Annotated in this window: 18 protein-coding genes; 5 read left to right on the top strand and 13 right to left on the bottom strand. The window is 51.4% G+C overall.

The window, feature by feature from the left end:
• Positions 1 to 183 precede the first annotated feature (183 nt).
• On the top strand, positions 184 to 3324 hold the full coding sequence (gene rne / locus ACQY8X_RS01295) for a ribonuclease E (protein ID WP_428033327.1): 3141 nt from the start codon (positions 184 to 186) through the stop codon (positions 3322 to 3324).
• Positions 3325 to 3411: 87 nt separating this feature from the next.
• Here rne and murB read toward each other — a convergent pair whose 3' ends face one another.
• The 11 genes from murB to ACQY8X_RS01240 all read right to left on the bottom strand — a co-directional run bounded on the left by murB (position 3412) and on the right by ACQY8X_RS01240 (position 14252).
• Positions 3412 to 4437: a UDP-N-acetylmuramate dehydrogenase gene (gene murB, locus ACQY8X_RS01290; protein WP_428033326.1), complete on the bottom strand. Its 1026-nt coding sequence runs from the start codon at positions 4435 to 4437 to the stop codon at positions 3412 to 3414.
• Entirely contained in the window at positions 4434 to 4922 is a 489-nt protein-coding gene (locus tag ACQY8X_RS01285) for a low molecular weight protein-tyrosine-phosphatase (protein ID WP_428033325.1), read from the bottom strand. The genes murB and ACQY8X_RS01285 overlap by 4 nt, the downstream gene beginning before the upstream one ends.
• Positions 4923 to 5132: 210 nt before the next feature.
• Positions 5133 to 6740, bottom strand: coding sequence for a bifunctional 3-(3-hydroxy-phenyl)propionate/3-hydroxycinnamic acid hydroxylase (locus tag ACQY8X_RS01280; protein ID WP_428033324.1), 1608 nt, complete (start codon positions 6738 to 6740; stop codon positions 5133 to 5135).
• Between the two features lie 93 nt (positions 6741 to 6833).
• Positions 6834 to 7292: a VOC family protein gene (locus tag ACQY8X_RS01275; protein ID WP_428033323.1), complete on the bottom strand. Its 459-nt coding sequence runs from the start codon at positions 7290 to 7292 to the stop codon at positions 6834 to 6836.
• Between the two features lie 11 nt (positions 7293 to 7303).
• Positions 7304 to 8338 carry a WD40/YVTN/BNR-like repeat-containing protein gene (locus tag ACQY8X_RS01270; protein ID WP_428033322.1) on the bottom strand — a complete coding sequence of 345 codons (1035 nt, stop codon included), beginning with the start codon at positions 8336 to 8338 and terminating at the stop codon, positions 7304 to 7306.
• A 504-nt stretch (positions 8339 to 8842) separates the two neighbouring features.
• Positions 8843 to 9607, bottom strand: coding sequence for a 3-deoxy-manno-octulosonate cytidylyltransferase (gene kdsB, locus ACQY8X_RS01265; RefSeq protein ID WP_428033321.1), 765 nt, complete (start codon positions 9605 to 9607; stop codon positions 8843 to 8845).
• An 8-nt stretch (positions 9608 to 9615) separates the two neighbouring features.
• Positions 9616 to 9801 (bottom strand): Trm112 family protein, encoded by a 186-nt coding sequence (locus tag ACQY8X_RS01260; RefSeq protein WP_299201835.1) that lies wholly within the window; start codon positions 9799 to 9801, stop codon positions 9616 to 9618.
• Between the two features lie 33 nt (positions 9802 to 9834).
• Entirely contained in the window at positions 9835 to 10857 is a 1023-nt protein-coding gene (gene lpxK, locus ACQY8X_RS01255) for a tetraacyldisaccharide 4'-kinase (RefSeq protein ID WP_428033320.1), read from the bottom strand.
• A gap of 2 nt (positions 10858 to 10859) precedes the next feature.
• The gene (locus tag ACQY8X_RS01250; protein ID WP_428033381.1) at positions 10860 to 11279 is read right to left on the bottom strand and encodes an ExbD/TolR family protein; all 420 of its coding nucleotides are present in this window, start codon (positions 11277 to 11279) and stop codon (positions 10860 to 10862) included.
• A 12-nt stretch (positions 11280 to 11291) separates the two neighbouring features.
• Complete coding sequence (locus ACQY8X_RS01245; RefSeq protein WP_428033319.1) at positions 11292 to 11912, bottom strand: MotA/TolQ/ExbB proton channel family protein; 621 nt, start codon at positions 11910 to 11912, stop codon at positions 11292 to 11294.
• A gap of 60 nt (positions 11913 to 11972) precedes the next feature.
• Positions 11973 to 14252: a DNA internalization-related competence protein ComEC/Rec2 gene (locus ACQY8X_RS01240; protein ID WP_428033318.1), complete on the bottom strand. Its 2280-nt coding sequence runs from the start codon at positions 14250 to 14252 to the stop codon at positions 11973 to 11975.
• Positions 14253 to 14330: 78 nt separating this feature from the next.
• Here ACQY8X_RS01240 and ACQY8X_RS01235 point away from each other — a divergent pair, with 78 nt between their 5' ends.
• Positions 14331 to 14969 carry a DUF2062 domain-containing protein gene (locus ACQY8X_RS01235; protein WP_428033317.1) on the top strand — a complete coding sequence of 213 codons (639 nt, stop codon included), beginning with the start codon at positions 14331 to 14333 and terminating at the stop codon, positions 14967 to 14969.
• Positions 14970 to 15000: 31 nt separating this feature from the next.
• Here the strand turns inward: ACQY8X_RS01235 and lolD are convergent, their stop codons facing one another.
• Together lolD and ACQY8X_RS01225 are read right to left on the bottom strand one after the other, a co-directional pair.
• Positions 15001 to 15687: a lipoprotein-releasing ABC transporter ATP-binding protein LolD gene (lolD, locus tag ACQY8X_RS01230; protein WP_428033316.1), complete on the bottom strand. Its 687-nt coding sequence runs from the start codon at positions 15685 to 15687 to the stop codon at positions 15001 to 15003.
• Positions 15680 to 16924 carry a lipoprotein-releasing ABC transporter permease subunit gene (locus ACQY8X_RS01225; protein WP_428033315.1) on the bottom strand — a complete coding sequence of 415 codons (1245 nt, stop codon included), beginning with the start codon at positions 16922 to 16924 and terminating at the stop codon, positions 15680 to 15682. The genes lolD and ACQY8X_RS01225 overlap by 8 nt, the downstream gene beginning before the upstream one ends.
• Before the next feature lie 97 nt (positions 16925 to 17021).
• On the opposite strand from ACQY8X_RS01225, the gene ACQY8X_RS01220 reads away from it, so the two are divergent.
• From ACQY8X_RS01220 to ACQY8X_RS01210, 3 genes are read left to right on the top strand one after another with little or no spacing between them, the layout of a single operon-like run.
• Positions 17022 to 17594: a PilZ domain-containing protein gene (locus ACQY8X_RS01220; protein ID WP_428033314.1), complete on the top strand. Its 573-nt coding sequence runs from the start codon at positions 17022 to 17024 to the stop codon at positions 17592 to 17594.
• Positions 17581 to 18435, top strand: coding sequence for a DNA replication terminus site-binding protein (locus ACQY8X_RS01215; protein WP_428033313.1), 855 nt, complete (start codon positions 17581 to 17583; stop codon positions 18433 to 18435). The genes ACQY8X_RS01220 and ACQY8X_RS01215 overlap by 14 nt, the downstream gene beginning before the upstream one ends.
• Positions 18436 to 18443: 8 nt before the next feature.
• The gene (locus tag ACQY8X_RS01210; protein ID WP_428033312.1) at positions 18444 to 18806 is read left to right on the top strand and encodes a hypothetical protein; all 363 of its coding nucleotides are present in this window, start codon (positions 18444 to 18446) and stop codon (positions 18804 to 18806) included.
• The last annotated feature ends 39 nt before the right edge of the window (positions 18807 to 18845 follow it).

The following is an 18845-nucleotide window of genomic DNA, read 5'->3' as shown; positions in this document are numbered from 1 at the left end:
GGCCACTGTTTCCTTCACCGTCGATAAGACCAGAGTGCATCGCTATGCTTTCTGGCATTAAGTTAAACACATGAGTCGTTACGAAGACTTGGCTTTTTGTGTCTGTTTAGTTTACAGGCACCTCTCTGTGTGGCTTGCGGCTGGATGAAGTGCGTTAGTGTTATAAGAGAACGCTAACAAACAATGAAAAGAATGCTAATTAACGCAACTCAACAAGAAGAGTTGCGCGTTGCCCTGGTTGACGGGCAGCGCCTTTATGATCTGGATATTGAATCCAGCTCCCGCGAGCAGAAAAAAGCCAACATTTACAAAGGCAAAATCACCCGGGTTGAGCCTAGCCTGGAAGCCGCTTTCGTAGAATATGGCTCCGAGCGTCATGGCTTTCTGCCTCTCAAAGAGATCTCCCGCGAATACTTCAAAAAAGGCTCCGATAAAGGTGGACGCCCAAATATTAAGGAAGTCATTGCCGAAGGCACTGAGGTCATTGTTCAGGTTGATAAGGAAGAGCGAGGCAACAAAGGTGCTGCGCTGACAACGTTTATCAGCCTGGCAGGCCGTTATCTGGTGCTGATGCCAAACAACCCCCGTGCCGGCGGCATCTCCCGCCGCATCGAAGGCGATGATCGCAAACAGCTGAAAGAGGCGCTTGATGGCGTCACTATTCCGCCCAAGACCGGCGCCATCGTACGTACTGCAGGCATCGGACGCACCTCTGAAGAGCTGCAGTGGGACCTTGATTATCTGATGACCCTGTGGGAAGCGATTACCGGCGCTGCTGAAGAGCGCCGCGCTCCCTTCCTGATCTATCAGGAAAGCAATGTGGTTATCCGCGCAATCCGCGACTACCTGCGTCAGGATATCGGTGAAGTGCTGATCGATAAACCTGAGGTCTATCAGGAAGCCCTGAACTTCGTGCAGCAGGTGATGCCCAGCTATCAGAACAAGATCAAGCTGTATGATGAAGCGATCCCGCTGTTCAACCGTTTTCAGATTGAGAGCCAGATTGAAACCGCATTCCAGCGTGAAGTTCACCTGCCATCCGGTGGCTCTATTGTTATAGACCCAACTGAAGCACTGGTATCGATCGACATCAACTCTGCCCGTGCAACCCGCGGCAACGATATTGAAGAAACCGCGCTGCAAACCAACCTGGAAGCCGCAGATGAGATCTCCCGACAGTTGCGCCTGCGGGATATCGGCGGCCTGATCGTTATCGACTTTATCGATATGACCCCCATTAAGAACCAGCGGGAAGTTGAGAACCGGATGCGTGATGCGCTGAAAGTGGATCGCGCCCGGGTTCAGCTGGGCCGTATCTCCCGCTTCGGTCTGATGGAGATGTCTCGTCAGAGACTGCGTCCGTCGCTGATCGAAAGCCGCGGCGCGGTATGCCCCCGCTGTAATGGTCAGGGGACTGTACGGGATACCGAATCTCTTGCACTCTCTATCCTGCGCCTGATTGAGGAGGAATCATCCAAAGACCGCACCGCGCAGATTCGCGCTATCCTGCCGGTCTCTGTCGCGACCTTCCTGCTCAACGAAAAACGTCGTGAAGTTCACGAAGTTGAAGTACGTCACAAAGTTCGGGTTGTGGTTGTCCCCAATCCAAACATGGAAACACCGCATTACGAAGTGGTTCGCCTGCGTGATGATCACACTGTGATCAACACCAATGATGCCAGCTATACCCTGCAGCCTGAGCCTCAGGAGGAACTGGAAGTCGAAGCGGCCAGAACCCAGCCTATTCGTGAACGCGCCGCTGTCAGCACCGTAGCACCCTCTACTCCCGCTCCGGCACAGGCAGCACCCGCACCACAACCTGTAGCGCCGGTACAGCAGCAACCTGCCACGCCATCACTGACCAGTCGTATTTTCAGTGCCCTGGGTGGTTTATTTGGCAACTCAGAAGATGCCAAAGAGAAAGCCCGACTGGAACAGGAAAAAGCCAGACAGGAACTGGAGCAGGAAGAGCGCAATAAGAAACAGCGCGGTCGCAAACGGACTGGTGGCAACAACAATCGCCGGGATCGGGATCGCAACCGCAATCAGCGCCGCGACAGCGACACCATCATTGATAACCTGTCTGACTCCTCCGAATCACTGGTCGCTCGCGACCGGGATGATACGGCTGAGGATTCAGGTCGCGGCCGCTCACGCAACCGACGTCGCGGTGAGCGTGACAAAAACAGCCAGCAGGACCAGTCTGAAGAGCAAAACAACACGCAACGCAGCGCAACTCAGCAAGCCGAACCCCAGAAGAGTAACGACCTGGACAAGCCATCTGAGCAGAACGAAGATGGCCGGGCCCGGGGTGAGCGCCGCCGTGGACGTCGCCGTCGCGGCGAACGAAGCGGTAAGCGTACGACTGACAGCAATAACACAGAAACCAATGAGCAGCTGGTTACTGCTGAGGTGGCCACAGAAACCACCGTTCAACTGGCGGTTGAAGCAGAAGTGGACACTTCGGTAGAAACAACTCAGAGCGATGTTAAGACTGAAGAGGCTCCGCGCAAGCGCCGTCAACGCCGTCGTGGACCAAAAGCCGATAATGCTGCCAATACCCAGGCGGATGAAACTGATCTGTCAGCGGCAACAGAGTCTACTGTAAATGCAGAAGATCAACCGCTTGAAGTGGAAAAATCAGAGCCATCCTTAGAGTCTGAGCCTGTAGTATCAGCAGAGTCTGAGCCTGTAGCCGCTGAAACGATAACAGAAAACGAGGCTGACGCCGGGCAGCATAAACAGCCTGAAGCTGAAGTCGCTGCGACTCCTGAAGTGATTGTTTCGGAATCACCAGCGCCGGAATCGGTAGCTCCGGAATCAACAGTTCCAGAGTCAACAGCACCTGAAACCGCTGTATCTGAAACCGTTAGCGAAGCAACGCCTGCGCCTGAAGCAGCTATCGCTGCGGATGACGTCGCTGATGAAAAGCCAGTCGTTGAAGCAGTCGTAGCCGAAGACAACGATGTAACAGAAAATATCGTTGAAACCGTATCGGCTGAGCAGGTGGCTGTCGTACCGGAAACGACTGCGGAGCCAGTCACTGCAACCGAGGACGTTCTCGAAGTAGAAATTGAGATTACAACTGACTCAGAGACACCCGAACAGGCTGAAACAGAGAAGGAAGAGCAGCAACCCGCTGGTCGGCGTGTGCGTAAGCGTCCTGATCTGACAGCTCCGGTTGTTGCCCCCGATGAAGTGATGACCGCCCGTCCCCGTCGTGAAGCGCCGCCAACAGCAGCGCCGGAGCAAGCGGCACCCCGTCAGCGTCGTCAGCGTCGAGCACCTAACGACCCTCGCCTGCAGGAAAACAGCGATAACTGATACTCTGTGATAATCAAAAAGCCGGCTAATCGCCGGCTTTTTTTATACCTGATTTGCAACAGAAAGCAGTTGCTAATACCGTATTATTCAGGGATAACAGCGAGGCTCAATCTCCAGCATCACCCCAAATTGTTTGTATACATCTGCCTGAATCGCGCCCGCCAGTTCAATAATATCCGCGCCGGTAGCGTTACCATGATTGACCAGCACCAATGCCTGCTTCTCATAGACCCCGGCATCGCCCTGAGTACGCCCTTTCCAGCCTAACTGGTCGATCAGCCAGCCCGCAGCCAGCTTGCAATATCCCGGTTTATCAGCAAAAACAACCAGCCCGGGAAAGTCCTGTTGCAACTGTCCAGCCTGACTTTCAGATATCACCGGATTTTTAAAAAAGCTCCCGGCATTACCCAGCTGCTCAGGCTGAGGCAGCTTGCTATTGCGCACCTCACAGATAAGATCACTCAACTGCAATGGCTCAGGTGTTGTTATACCACGGTCCGCCAATTGCCCGGCAATGCCACCATAGTGGAGCACCGGTTTAAACTCACGACTCAGGGTAAAAGTTACGGCGGTGATCAGATAACGTCCTGGAAAGCGACTTTTAAAAATACTGTCACGATAATCAAACTGGCAATCGGCAGACGTAAAGATGACCGGTTCGCCGGTTTCCAGATCAAACGCTGCCAGACTCAGCATCCGGTCTTTAATCTCAACCCCATAAGCCCCGATATTCTGAATCGGTGCGGCCCCCACGGTGCCTGGTATCAATGATAAATTTTCCAGACCATACGCGCCCTGCTCCAGGGTCCAGCGAACAAACTGATGCCACTCTTCGCCACCACCCGCAGTCACGGAGACCGTCCCATCGGGATTATCAGTGATCTCTAATCCACGAATTCTATTCACGACCACCAGCAGATCCAGATCAGCACTCAGGACCAGATTACTACCGCTCCCTATCAGCAGCACAGGAATCCCGTGATGCTGAATAAACTCTCGCAGTTCAGCCAACTGATCAATGCTCTCCAGTAACGCAAAATAGCGCGCTGAAACATCAAAACCAAAACTGTTATAGGGCTTAAGTGAGACGTTTTCCTGAACATGCAGACTCATTGATTTAGCTCTTTAGCAATACGGTCCAAAAGAGCCACAGATGCAGCTTCAACCAGATCCAGTACCTGATCGAAACCAGACGGCCCGCCATAATAAGGGTCAGGCACCTCCCGGACAGAGAGTTCAGCCAGATCGAGAAACAGACCAAGATGGCCCTGAAAGCCTGTCGGGCAGATCGCTTTAAGATTTGACAGGTTCTCTTTATCCATCGCCATAATGTAGTCGTAATGTTCAAAGTCAGCGCTGATCGCCTGACGGGCACGCAGATCACTCAGGTCATAACCCCGCTGACGGGCGGCTGTAACAGAGCGGTGATCTGGAGGGTTACCAATATGGTAGGCAGCCGTGCCAGCAGAATCGATCTCAATCAGATGAGCCATACCCCGCTGTTCTACCAGCGCACGAAACACCCCATGAGCGGTAGGAGAACGGCATATATTGCCCAGACAGACAAACAGCACTGATTTTTTTTCCTGATATTTCAAATCATTTACTCTCGAAAACTTAGTATGCGCGGATGTAAACGTCTCATGCAGTGCATTATAAAACAAACTGCTACAAAATGATTTGTCAGGTAAAGCATCGCATAAGTTCACCAAACAGAGACAAAAAAACCGGCCTACTCTGGCCGGTTTAATTTCAAAGCACTGCTCAAATTGAAAGCACTGTTCAAGAGTGCCGCAACACAGCCAGCATCAGGATAATGTTTTACGCAGCGCATCCAACGCTTCATTTAAGCGACCTGGTGACGTAATCGCAGCAACAAAGCGGTCCGGACGAACGATGACAATTTTGTCACGCGCACTGGTAAACCAGTCTGACAGCTCATGATCGACATCCTCAACACTCACCACACCGTCAGCCTGAAGGCGCTCATGATAGCTAAGCCCACTCTTGGAGCGATTCACCTGAATATAACGGGTTTCAAGCTTACCCCAGAACGCTTTGTTTTCTTCAGACACAAACTCCAGCGGGTTAGTACGGTAACCAATAACGGAAAACCACGGCCCCTGAACATCATCAAACTTCTGACGATTACCCTGCGCATCTTCAACATCCGGTTGCACAAACAGCTTTCCGACCAGACTATCAGCATAGATCTCATCCGTTTCGTGATAAACGATCCCCTTAGTGACATGTGCAACCGGTTTAAACTTGAATTCAACCAGGTGTTCCCGCAGGTTGTCCACCGAATCTGATGCCTGGAAAATCCAGTCACGAATACCGGCCAGAATCGGGTTAGTCATGCCCAGCACGGCCCCCATATTATCAGCCAGAGCGATCAGGTCGGTGGCATGTCCACGACGCTCGGTATCGTATGTTTCAAGCACTGACAGCGGAATACGTCCCTTGGCGGCCGCTGCCACTTTCCAGCCGATATTGACCACATCACGCAACCCCGAATTCAGCCCCTGACCGGCCCACGGCGGTGTGATATGCGCGGCATCGCCGCAGAGCATCACACGCCCCTTTGTGAAAGAGGATGCAACACGTGAGTTGTGGGTGTAGGCACGAATTCGCACGATATCCAGATCATCTGCAGCATCGCCGATATGCTTGCGAATCAGCCCCCGAATCAGGCTTTCTTCACACATTTTCTCCTCATCCTCACCCGGATGCAGCATAAACTCCCAGCGACGGTACTGATATGGCATATGAATACAAACAAACGGACGCTCTGGATCTGCATGAAGTGCAGTATACGGTGCATCAAGCTTATCATTAGCCGCATCCACCACGACCCATTTAGCCTCATGAGTCAGGCCCGTGTAATCAATCTCAAGCTGTTTACGAATTTCCGACCGGGCACCATCAGAGGCAACTACAAATGCCGCTTCAAGGGTGTAGTTTGAACCGCTGTTATCGGTTATTTCCAGGCTCACTTTATCCGCGTCCTGGGTAATGCTGGTCATGGTGTGGCCAAGACGCAGGTCAACGCACTCATAGCGCGCCAGCCCCTCACGCAGGGTCACTTCAGTGAGCTGTTGCATAAAGATATTACGCATCGGCCAGCCATATTTCGCGGTGGTGGGCTTAACTTCAGCAAAGCAAACGCCGCGGGCATTGTAATAGCGCAGGGGCACATTGCGGATCATATCTTTTAGCGCAGGCTCTGCCAGACCAACACCCTGCAAAACTCGCATCGCTTCATCATCCATGCCAACCGCACGGGGATAAGGCAGAATCTCTTCAGAGGCTTCGATCACAACGGTATTAATACCGTACAGCCCCATATAATTAGCTAGCGCGATACCATTTGGCCCGCCACCGACGATCACTACTTCTGTATTTTCAATAGTCACTACTATTCTCCGAAAACGTTTGCGTTATTTTTATGCAGCTAATTTAATCGCTAAGGCCGGTGCAGAGGCTCTCTTCTCTGCATCGCTCCTGACTTAATCAAATAGCGGTTCTAATCCGATCTCACGACTTGGGGCATTGGCCGCCTTAAATCGCTCTTTTGCCCGCTCATCGTCATGATCGGTTTCGAGAAAAAACTCCAGCCGGTTGCCATCGGGATCGGTGAAGTACAACCCCTTGCCAATTTCATGATCGGTAATTTTGACGATGTCGACCTTTTTGCTCAGCAACATGCCGTACAATTTGCGCAGGGTGGTCTCATCACCGTCGATCTCCAGGCCATAGTGCTGCAGACCGAGGGTGCCACGCTCTGCCCCTTCCGGCGCCTTTATTAAAGCGATATCATGATGCTTCTTACCAAACCCCATCATGATCCAGTCGCCGTTATTACGCGCCACCTGCTCCATCCCCAGAATATCGGTGTACCAGAGGGCTGATGCCTCAGGATCAGTCACCAACAGGGCGATATGGGTTCTGTTAACCTTAATATCCATAACCACCTCTGTTACGATTTGAGAATAGACTGATGTGCTACGGCGATCTCTGCTGTGGCGGGGGTCCACAAAACATCAGCAATCTCACTAAAGTCACGCCACTCTTTTTTCCACGACAGACCGGCTTTATCACTGGTAAACAGATGGCCATATTTAGTCCCCATCATCATCTGTTCCGGATTTGCCGGATTAACGTGAATCCCCCAGATGCAGGAGTTAGGCTGAACCGGCAGAGGCAGTACTTCCCAGGACTGACAGGCATCGCGGGACACCAGTAACTGACTGGTTGTACCGGGGGTGCCATCAGAGATACTGACGTAGATTGTATCCTCAGATCCATGCGGTACTGCAGTTGCCCGGGCATAGTAAAGCCCGTATTCTGCTGTCGGATTGAGACCAGACCAGGTCATCCCTTCATCATGACTGGTATAAATCGCATTCACGCAGACAACCACCACAACCTTATTACCGTGATTTGGCAGAACATTAACGTTATGAATATCAGAGTTGAAATCCCACAGCAGACGGGAATCGATGCGCTCCCAGCTATCGCCACCATCAACGCTCTTGAACAGCCCGCCCTCTTCCAGACCAAACCAGAGCTTATCGCTGTCGGTAGGATCAAACGAAAATGCCAGTAAGCGGGGCTTATTGACTCCCGCGCAAAACTCAGGAATGTCGACCGGAGCCCGATCCCAGGTTTGACAACCATCGGTGGTACGCCATAGCACCGCACGGGATGGGGCACCTGTGCCGATAAAAATACGCTCAGGGTTTGCTGGGTCGATTGCTACTTTCCACACAGTCTGACCATTAAAAGGGGTATCGATATGATGCCAGTTAGCGCCAGCATCACGGCTGACACACAGACCCGTGTCAGTGCCGATATAGATTGTTTCCGGACTATCCGGGTGCATATCCAGCGAGCGGGTAACCGCATCAAACTCTATATCCTGCCCTAAACTCAGGCGATGCCAGCTCTGACCGTTATCAGAGCTCTTTACAACGCCCTGTCCGGCTGTTGCTACCAATAGTGTTCCGCTCATTTCTAGCTCCTAACTTTTCATTGATATAAACGTCATACACTGCTTTGTGATATCAGAACAGATCGTCAACTGGTATTGACACACCAAACACCAATAAGCAGCATTCTCATTATTTGAAAAAAACATCGGCAATCAATATAACCAGATACCAATATATAGATGTTTTCTCACATAAAGAGATATTGTCGCAATAAATATATTAGAAGCGCTTTGTTACTATTGATCTATCTCAATAGATGAGACTAAAGCGGGTAAAAACAGACAGGCTATTCCCATAAATACGATACGAAGAGATCATTCATTGGGATTGAGTCAATTTAGCAGTCACGCGGTATACAGCGATCAGGTTAAGTCAGTTCGGAAGGGAGAGGAATGAAACTCAGTGTTTTGCAACTGACTGGCAAGAAAACAAACGAATGAAAGATCGATCCGTCCAAACATTGCATCCAATATTATGGACGGATCACCCTATTTCAGGCTGGCAAAAATGTTTTTTAATACACCTTAACCCTCAAACAGATGGCGAATACGCTCAAGATCTTCTGGCGTATCGACGCCTGCAGGCGGCAGCTCATCGGCTTCTTCGACATGGATAACAGCACCGTTCCACATCGCCCGTAACTGCTCCAGACACTCGGTCTCTTCAATTGGGGCCGGCGCCCACTGGACAAAATCATTGAGGAGTTTAACCCGATAGGCATAGATACCGATATGGCGCTGAAAATTGACACCTGCAGGCATCACTTCACGCCCGGAGCCCGAGGCAAACGGATCTCTAGGCCAGGGAATGGGGGCGCGGCTAAAATAGAGCGCCCGCCCTCGGGAATCCGCCACAACTTTAACCACATTGGGGTTGAGTACTGACTCAATATCGTTGATCGGCTCACACAGCGTTGCAATACTCGCCTCAGTCACTGCACTGAGGTTATGCGCTACCTGATTGATCACCCGCGGAGGTATCAGCGGCTCGTCCCCCTGGACGTTTACCACAATATCATCGGCATAAAACCCCAGCGAATGAACCACTTCCTGTAGCCGGTCGGTACCGGAAGGGTGATCAGCTGACGTCATACAAACCTCAGCACCAAACCCCTTAGCGGCATCGGCAATGCGCTGGTCATCCGTGGCAATAATAACCCGCCGGGCCTCACTCTGAACCGCCCGCTCGTAAACGTGCTGCACCATCGGTTTACCGGCAATCAGCGCCAACGGTTTACCAGGAAAACGGGACGAACCAAAACGTGCAGGAATAACAACAGAAAAAGACATGCAGTAACCTACTTTGCCAGACGTTCGTCAGTCGTCAGTGTCCGCGCCTCACTTTCCAGCATCACCGGAATATCATCGCGAATTGGGTATGCCAGACCAGAACTACGGCAAATCAGTTCATTAGTCTCTTTGTTCCATTCAACCGGTGCTTTAGATACCGGACAAACCAGGATATCAAGAAGTTTTTTATCCATGTTAGTGCCTCTATATGCGTACTTTAATATTCGTTACTTTGCGCGCTTATCTGCAGCCAGCCAATCACCCAGCAACTGCTGGAGTGAGGTTGCAAACCCCTCCTCCAGCACCGCATCAACCTGCAGATACCAGGCATTATCAAGTGCTATATGATCGCATTTTACCGCATCTTTTTCAGTCATTATCAATGACAGGCTGTCATCGAAGGATAGCTCATTGGCTGAATAGTGATGATGGTCAGGAAAACGGTGTAAACGGGGGTTAAACCCTAAGGCGGTCAGCGTATCACTAAAACGGGCGGGGTTGCCGATGGCCGCTACAGCATTCACATTCCGTGAAGAACGCCACTGATCAGCGGTAAGCGCGTTACCTGAGGCTAATGACACCAGGCAACCCGGCTGCAGGGTCATTGAAAACGCTTTCCCGGTATACTCCGCATCCAGCACAGTCCCGGGGGATGCGCCGTTAACCACAATAAGGTCCACCTCCCTCAGCCGCGACACCGGTTCCCGCAGCGGCCCCTCTGGCAAACAGCGACGGTTGCCAAACCCTCTGACACCATCAATAACGGCAATCTCAATGCTACGCTCGAGGGCATAATGCTGCAGACCATCATCGCTGATAATCAGATCACAGTCGGTTTGTTCCAACAATAATTGTGCTGCTGCAACCCGGTCGGGGGAGATCACCAACGCAACAGAGGTGCGTCGGACAATCATCAGCGGCTCATCGCCTGCTTGCGCGGCCGTTGAGGCTGAGGTAACAAAATAGGGAGTGGTCGGCGGCTTAGCCCGATATCCGCGACTGATCACACCAGGCTTAAACCCCCGCTGGCGCAGATGCTCGATCAACCAGATCACCAGTGGCGATTTACCGGTACCACCTACCGAAATATTGCCGACAACAATCACCGGAACCGGAGCACGCCAGCTGGCTTGCAAACCTTCACGGTAACGTTGCCGTCGACGCGCAGCAAGCCACCGAAAAAGCAGTTCCAGCGGCCGTAGAACACAGAGCCAGGAACTGCGTTTATACCAGGCCTGCTCCAGCCCCATAGTTACTGCCCGGCCGGTTGCTGAGTAGTAATACTGAGTGCAGCAAACCCCAGTTTTCCGGCGACATCCATTACCGTAACAACCGACTGGTGTGGCGTTTTAGCATCAGCAGAGATAATAAAGGGTAGCTTACGGTTATCGCCTGCCTGATCAATAATTGCCCGGCGCAACGTTTCTGGCTGACTGTTGACCAGACTCTGACCATTGACGGTATAGCCACCATCAACGCCGATCAGTACTTCCAGGGTGTCAGCCTGAGTCTCAGAAGCTTCACCATCGGCCTCAGGCAGACTGATCTGCAGATGCGACTCGTTAGTGAACGTGGTGGATACCATAAAGAAGATCAACAACAGGAAAACCACGTCAATCAACGGCGTCAGGTTTACAGCGACCTCTTCTTTTGGCTTACGCCTGAATTTCAATCGACTCATCGGTTACTCGAAATCTACTTCACGTTCACCGTGAACTACTTCAACCAGCTTCTGACACTCCTGCTCCATCTCAATAAGCAGCGTTTCGACACGACGCTGAAAATAACGATGAAACACCAGTGTCGGGATAGCCACAGAGAGACCTGCAGCGGTTGTAATCAGTGCTTCAGAGATACCACCAGCCAATACGTTAGCATTACCGGTGCCCTGCAGCATGATCTCAGCAAACACTTTAATCATACCGATAACAGTGCCCAACAAACCTAACAGAGGCGAGATCGCCGCAATAGTGCCCAGTGAGTTCAGAAACCGTTCCATCTGATGCATCACATGCTGTGCAGCTTCCTGAATACTCTCCCGCATAATCTCCCGACCATGATTAGAGTTATTCAGCCCTGCGACCATAATCTGGCCCAGCAAGCTTTCGTTACGGATTAGCAACAACCGCTCAGGGGTCATTTCACCACTGCGTACCAGCATCCATACCTCAGATAACAGATTAGCCGGCGATACCCGCTTCGTCTGCAACACCCAGAAACGCTCCAGACAGATTGCCAGAGACAATATAGAACAGGCGATAATTGGCACCATCAGCCAACCACCGGATTGAATCAACTCAAACACCAGCATTCCTCCTTAAAACCGGCCCATACTCTAGCATAGAGTCACACGCCAGAGTAGTGATTAACCTGCTGACCAGTAACGCTTTTTATGATCTCTGTAGGATTCAGTGACACAATTACCCGCTTTACTCTGCAGCATCAGCGCGCCCTTGTCAGAAGTATTTAACCAGTTCAGTTGAAAAGACCTCAACTGATCGATGACAGCCGTAGCCGGGTGCCCATATGGGTTATCAAAACCAGCACTGAACAGCACCCACTCAGGGGTTAATGCTGCCAGCCATTCATAACTACTCGAAAAGCGGCTGCCATGATGCGCAGCCACCAGCCAGTCGACCTGCAACCCCGGATACTCGCTGAGAATCTGTTGCTCAACACTACTTTCTATATCTCCAGGAATCAGTATCGAACAGTTTTCTGATTGCACCAGCAATACACAGGAGCGGTTATTTTCATTCACCTGCATTGGCCGCAGGGGCTGAATATAACTAAAGCGTATGCCATCCCACAACCACGAGTCACCTGCAATACAAGGCTTAGCGGCTAAGCTGCGTCGCACGGCGGGGCTGCCTGAGTGCAACTCTGTAACGGCAACCGCGGTTGCCAGACTCGGATACCCTCCGGCATGATCATTATCTTTATGGCTGATAACCACACGATCAAGACGCTCAATATTGCGACTTTCCAGCAGCGGCAGCAGCGTAAAACGGGCAGTGCTGTTCCCCCTGAACGCCGCCCCGGAGTCAAATAACAACACTTTGCTACGAGTCTCTAACAACACCGCCAGCCCCTGCCCGACATCCACCACAGTGGTACGAAAGTCACCATGATCGAGAGAAGCTTTTGGCTGAACAATCAGCACTGCAAGCATAAACAACGCAAAAACGCCCATACCCGTCCAGCGGGGCAGGTTCAGTAACACCGTGGCAACACCTCCCAGAAGAACCGCTATCAGTGATGGTCGGCTGATAAACACCCCCATACCTTCCGGCGGGGCGCAAAGCGCAAGTAACCACCAGAACATATCCGACAAACCTGACAGAAATAGCACACCAGCATCCGCTTCAAACAGAGATAACAGCACCCCCAGCATTACCCCGGGTATGAGGATAAAACCCAGCAAAGGGATCGCCACCAGGTTAACCAGAGGAGCAGACAGTGCAACCTGACCCATCCAGAGCAGTAACAGCGGAAACAGTGCGATAAACACTGCCCACTGCGTAGACAGCATCGCCCTGATACGGCGCTTATCTCCACTTCCAGCGGCCGCCAGCAACAACGCAGCCACAGCCGCAAATGACAACCAGAAACCCGGCTGGTAAAAACTAAGCGGCTGCATCAGTAACACCAACACCAGAGCAAGCTGATATCGCTTCCAGACACCCAGATGACAATTGAACAGTGGCGGTACTAACATCGCCATAGCCATAATCAGGGCCCGCTGGGTCGGAATGCTGAATCCCGCCAACAAGGCATAACCCGCAGCCATACACAGCGCCGGAACTATCCGACAAGCCCTGATATCGGTTAAAACAGAAAGATAGCCTCCGGCTAACCGCTGGACTATCCAGCCTAACCAATAGCCAAGCATGCAGGCGATAGCGATATGCAGGCCACTGATAACCACCAGATGCACGGTTCCGGTTTGCCGCAGCACCTGCCATTGCTGCTCGCTTAAGCCCTGTTTATCCCCCAATAGCAGCGCTCTTATAGTTGCATCGGCATCAGGCTTGAGAGACAACTGAGTCAACCACCGGCCCAGTTGATATCGCAGATACTCCAGCCAATAACCGCTGGCCACACCGGGTTCGCTGAGTAACTGAGCACTCAGCAGATAACCGCGCGCATTCACCCGGTTGGCAAACAACTGTGTTTCATAATCACTGCCACCGGGGTTCATGAATCCCCGGGGTGGTTTCAGCCGTACCCTGAGCGCCCACTGCTGGCCCGGAATAATCTCACTAACAGGGTTGTACCAGCTAAGTTGCAGATGTTGCAGGTCTGCGCCAGGTATTAACGGTGAATACTGATCGACATCAAAGCGAAAGCGCACCATCCCTGGCCGGTATTCTGGCAAACGACTCACGCGGCCGGTAATATTTAACTCCTGAGCGGGCATATCCATTGGCATACGCTGACTCAGATTGAGATAGCCCCAGCCAGACGCGAAAACAGTACCAAACAATAATCCGGCCATTTGCAGGCGCGCCGCCGAGGTCAGCCTGCGCCCGGAAACAGGCATAAGACACAGCAGCATCGTGACACTGAGAATGGTGAGAAATGAATAAGAAAGCAGCTGCGGCAGCCAGGCCACCAACAATACACCCAAAGCGATACCAATCATCCATGATTTCCGGTTGGCTAAACGGTTTTAAGGGGGCATAATGAGCCCCTCCCATCAGCTAACTATAGTTTCTCCCTGATGCCGCGCAAACTTATCAAGAAATTTATGCCCGATGAGCGCAAGCTCAAATCAAATCGCTACCTGAGCTGGTTGGGAAGTCATATACATGATCCTAACCTCTGGCATCTGACCCGCAAATCCGTCAGCAAAGCATTCTTTGTGGGTCTGTTCTGTGCATTTATTCCCCTGCCATCGCAGATGCTGATTGCCGCCGTTGTAGCGCTGTTTGTGCGCAGTAATCTACCGATCTCGGTTGGCCTTGTATGGCTGACCAACCCGGTAACGATCCCCCCCATGTTCTATTTTGCCTACTGGATCGGCACCCTGATTCTGGGCGTGGATATTGTAGCGATCGATTTTGAACTCAGCATGGAATGGCTGAAAACCGAACTGGAACATATCTGGCTACCGCTGCTGGTCGGATCTATGGTCTGCGGAATTGTCAGTGGCACACTGGGTTATTTCATCATGCAGCGCTTCTGGGTATGGCATGTTAATAAAAGCTGGCGCAACCGCAAGAAGCGCAAGTTTATACTGCGTAAGCTAAAACAGGCTATTGTGCCAGGAGAGAATAGTGAAAGCAGCCGGTCAGATGATCAGGCTTCGCCCAGGAGCCCCCCTTCCGAACACTCTGCTGATAGCAAAAAGCCGGAATAAATTCCGGCTTTTTAATGCCCGTGTGGTAGCCTCAGAGTGCTATCGGTTGCAGTAAACCATCTTTTAATTCAACAACCCTTTCCTGCCGCTCAGCCAGTTGAAGGTCATGGGTTACCACGACAAACGAGATCCCAAATTCACTATTGAGTTTATCCATCAGGCCCTGCACCTCCTGACCGGTATGCCGGTCAAGGTTACCGGTGGGCTCATCCATAAGGACGCAGGCGGGATTAGTCACCAGCGCCCGGGCAATGGCCACCCGCTGACGCTCACCGCCACTGAGCATTGAGGGTTTATGCTCCAGGCGGTGCGACAATCCCACTGAATTCAAAATTGCTGCCGCGTGTTCACGTACCGACTTGATCGTTTCCCCTCTGATCAGCAGCGGCATCGCCACATTTTCAAGAGCAGTGAACTCCGCTAACAGGTGATGAAACTGATAGACAAAGCCCAGTGAACGGTTGCGTAGTTTGGCACGTTCCTGTTCACTGATCTCAAACAGCGACTGGTCATCGACACGCACATCACCGGCACTCGGCAGGTCAAGCCCGCCAAGCATATTAAGCAGTGTACTTTTACCTGATCCGGAGGTGCCGACAATCGCCAGGGTTTCCCCCCGTTTCACAGCCAGCTCAACGCCTCGCAAAACCTCAACGACAACCTCTCCGTCACCATAATGCTTTTTCAGGTCGATGCATTGGAGTACCAGATCACTCATAACGCAATGCCTCCGCCGGTTGTGTTCGCGAAGCCCGCCAGGCCGGATAGATGGTTGCCAGAAAACTAATTCCCAGAGCAACCGAGATAATCACCAGCACATCACCTGACTGCAGCTGCGAAGGGAGGTAGCTGATGAAGTAAACATTGGGGTTGAGAAACTGCATGCCGAAGGTATGTTCAACCCAGGTGATCAGATCCGTAATGGTTAGTGCCAGCAAGATTCCCAAAGCAGACCCCAGCAACGTTCCCATCACGCCGATGACAGTCCCCTGCACCATGAAGATCCGCATAATACATCCAGGTGTAGCCCCCAGGGTTCGAAGAATAGCGATATCCCCTTTCTTATCGGTAACCACCATAACCAGGGTCGAAACAATATTAAACGCCGCGACAAAAACGATCAGAAACAGCAACAGTCCGATCATCTTTTTTTCCATCTGTATCGCTTGAAACAGATTACCGTGGGTACGGGTCCAGTCACTGGAACGGTAAAATTCACCCAGCTCTGCGACAATCTGCTTGATTCTATAAGGCGCTTCAAAGAGATTATCAAACTCAAGGCGAATACCATCGACACCGCTGGCTATTCTTTTAATCCGCGCCGCATCGTCGATATTGATATAAGCCAGATTTGCATCAAGCTCAGCACCTACTTCAAAGACCCCTACTACGGTGAAGCGCTTCAATCGTGGAATAATACCCGCAACACTGATTGATGCCTCAGGCAGCACCAGGGTGACTTTGTCACCAATCCCGACCCCCATTGAGCGGGCCAGTAATGCCCCCAGCACAATACCGTAGCTTTTCGGCTGCAGTGCGTCCAGGCTACCCGACTTAATATGCTTGCCGAGGATCGATATTTTTTGCTCCAGCTCGGGCTCTATACCATTTATTAGCACACCACGCACGACGCCCCGATTTGTCAGCATCCCCTGTGCCTGAATATAGGGAGCGGTACCGACGATTCCCGCCTGCTTATTAACCTTATCTGCGACGTCCTGCCAGTTTTCCAGTGGCTTGCCGTAATCCGATATCGTGCCATGGGGAACCATCCCCAGAATGCGCTCTTTCAATTCACGGTCAAAACCGTTCATCACCGAAAGCACAACAATCAGCGCAGCAACACCCAGCATCAGCCCCAGCATCGAGACCAGCGAGATAAAAGAGATGAAATTATTATTACGCTTGGCGGCGGTGTACCGCAGGCCAACGTAGAGAGAGAATGGTCTAAACATGGCGCGAATTAAATCACAGACTGGTGAATTTCTCTAACAAAATCAGAATAATATTAGTTATACTCAGATAAAGTGACAATATCATGAGGGCATTGCTTTGAACCAGGAACGTCGCCAGTATTTCCGCATCTTTGGCAAGGTAGCGGTCGACTATAAAGTCATTACGGAAGATGAGATGCAGCATAGCCGGTTACCCTCACAGTTTCAGGTATCGCCCTTCTTTCTGCTGCTCACAGAGTTGCAATCCTATGGACACGATAGCAGTTACCAGCTGCGCAAAATCGCGCAGAAAGAGCCTATGATCGCAGCCTTCCTGGAAAGCATGAATAATAAGATCGATGCGATCGCCCATGCCATTGCCAAAAGTGATGTCGAATTCGAAAATCTGTCTACTCAGAAGATCAACCTGAGTGAAGGTGGGATGAGCTTTAACAGCTCGGAACCCATCCCACTGAACAGCTATCTGGCGCTTAAAGTTGTTTTCGAAGAGAACTATACCGGTCTACTGCTCTATGGGCAGGTGCTCTACTGTGGCGAGCAAAATGAAGATGGGCAGCATAAGATCGGTATTGAGTTCAGCGACATGCCTGAGAGCAGCCGGATGATCGTTGCCCGCTATATACTTAGCACCCAGGCTCGTAACCGACAGCAGAGTGATGAGCAATATTAGTACTAGCGCAACCGAGCTGGTCGAAAGCCTGGATCAACTCAACCAGCAACTACTGATTTTTTCAGCAACGCTCAAGAACAGTACTCTGCCCTTCTGGCTTCCGGGAGTTACTGCAACAACGTTACAACAGGCAGCCGATCTTTATACTGATATCTGCTATCGGGACGGTCGGGATGGGCGTACAACCATCAGCCAGCACGGTCTGATTGGTGCCTCCCCGGAACTGATAGAAGCGACTCTAAGACTCAATCAGGCTAAAGCAGAGTTTCAGCGCGTCGCTACCCATTACCACTTAAGTGAATCGACAGAACTGCAGCAGGAACTGCGCAGAAGAAGCGAAACTATCGCAGGCTTACTGCATCGCCAGGGCGCATCAAGAATACATTTAAAGCAATGCTACCGACGGATACCTGTTTTCGAAACCTGCCCGACCAAGATCGGTTTCAGCTGGTATACCAGTGGCCGCAGCATACGAAAACTAACGCCCAGGGAGGCTGAAGAGATGCTGCTTAAGATGGATACCAGCCAACCCCATATTCAGATACAGCTTCAGGCAGTGGGTCAGCTACGTCCTGGCGATATGCTGGCCCAGATACAGCGACAGGTGCCGGTGATGCGCGCCAATCCCGTCTGGAAGCAGAAAGACAGCACCCTGCGTAAAGCACAAAATACCTCACTACCCATTATTGTCGCTCTGAACAGTGATAATCCCACGCTGCCTGCGTATAATGAGCCTCCGCTTAGCCCACCGGAGGCTCGCAGCCGGGTGGAACGCAGTGATCTGAAGATAGATCCACAAGCGTTTCTGCCTAGCCTCAGAGTGCACCGATACCTTGGATGATCAACCCTATGTCCGAAAGCTCAAACAAAAGCACTGACACCCGTACAGACACCCGCACTCACAACACGTTGCTGCACCACATTGGCACCGGAGTTGGCTTACTGTTTCTCATCGGTTTTTACCTGATCATCAAAAGTACTGGTTTTTTTGACTGGGTGACTGCACAGATGCCTCAGAAATACGCAGGGGCCGGTCTGATGCTGGGTATTATTATTGCGATGACTCCAGGCTTTTTTATCTGGAAACACTACAATCGCTGGGTAGAACGAAAACTTGGCGTCACCGGAAAATATTATGAGGATGACTTTTATAAAGAACCGGAGAAAACTGAAAAAACTAAGTCCGACAGTCATAAGCCCGGTCCGAACTAAACAAGAGTCCTCTGCCAATATAAAAAAACCGCCAGATAT

The organism is Amphritea sp., from assembly GCF_050300915.1.
Classification (GTDB): domain Bacteria; phylum Pseudomonadota; class Gammaproteobacteria; order Pseudomonadales; family Balneatricaceae; genus Amphritea.
The sequence above is the reverse complement of the archived record's forward strand: the minus strand, read 5'-3'. Positions and strand labels throughout refer to the sequence as shown.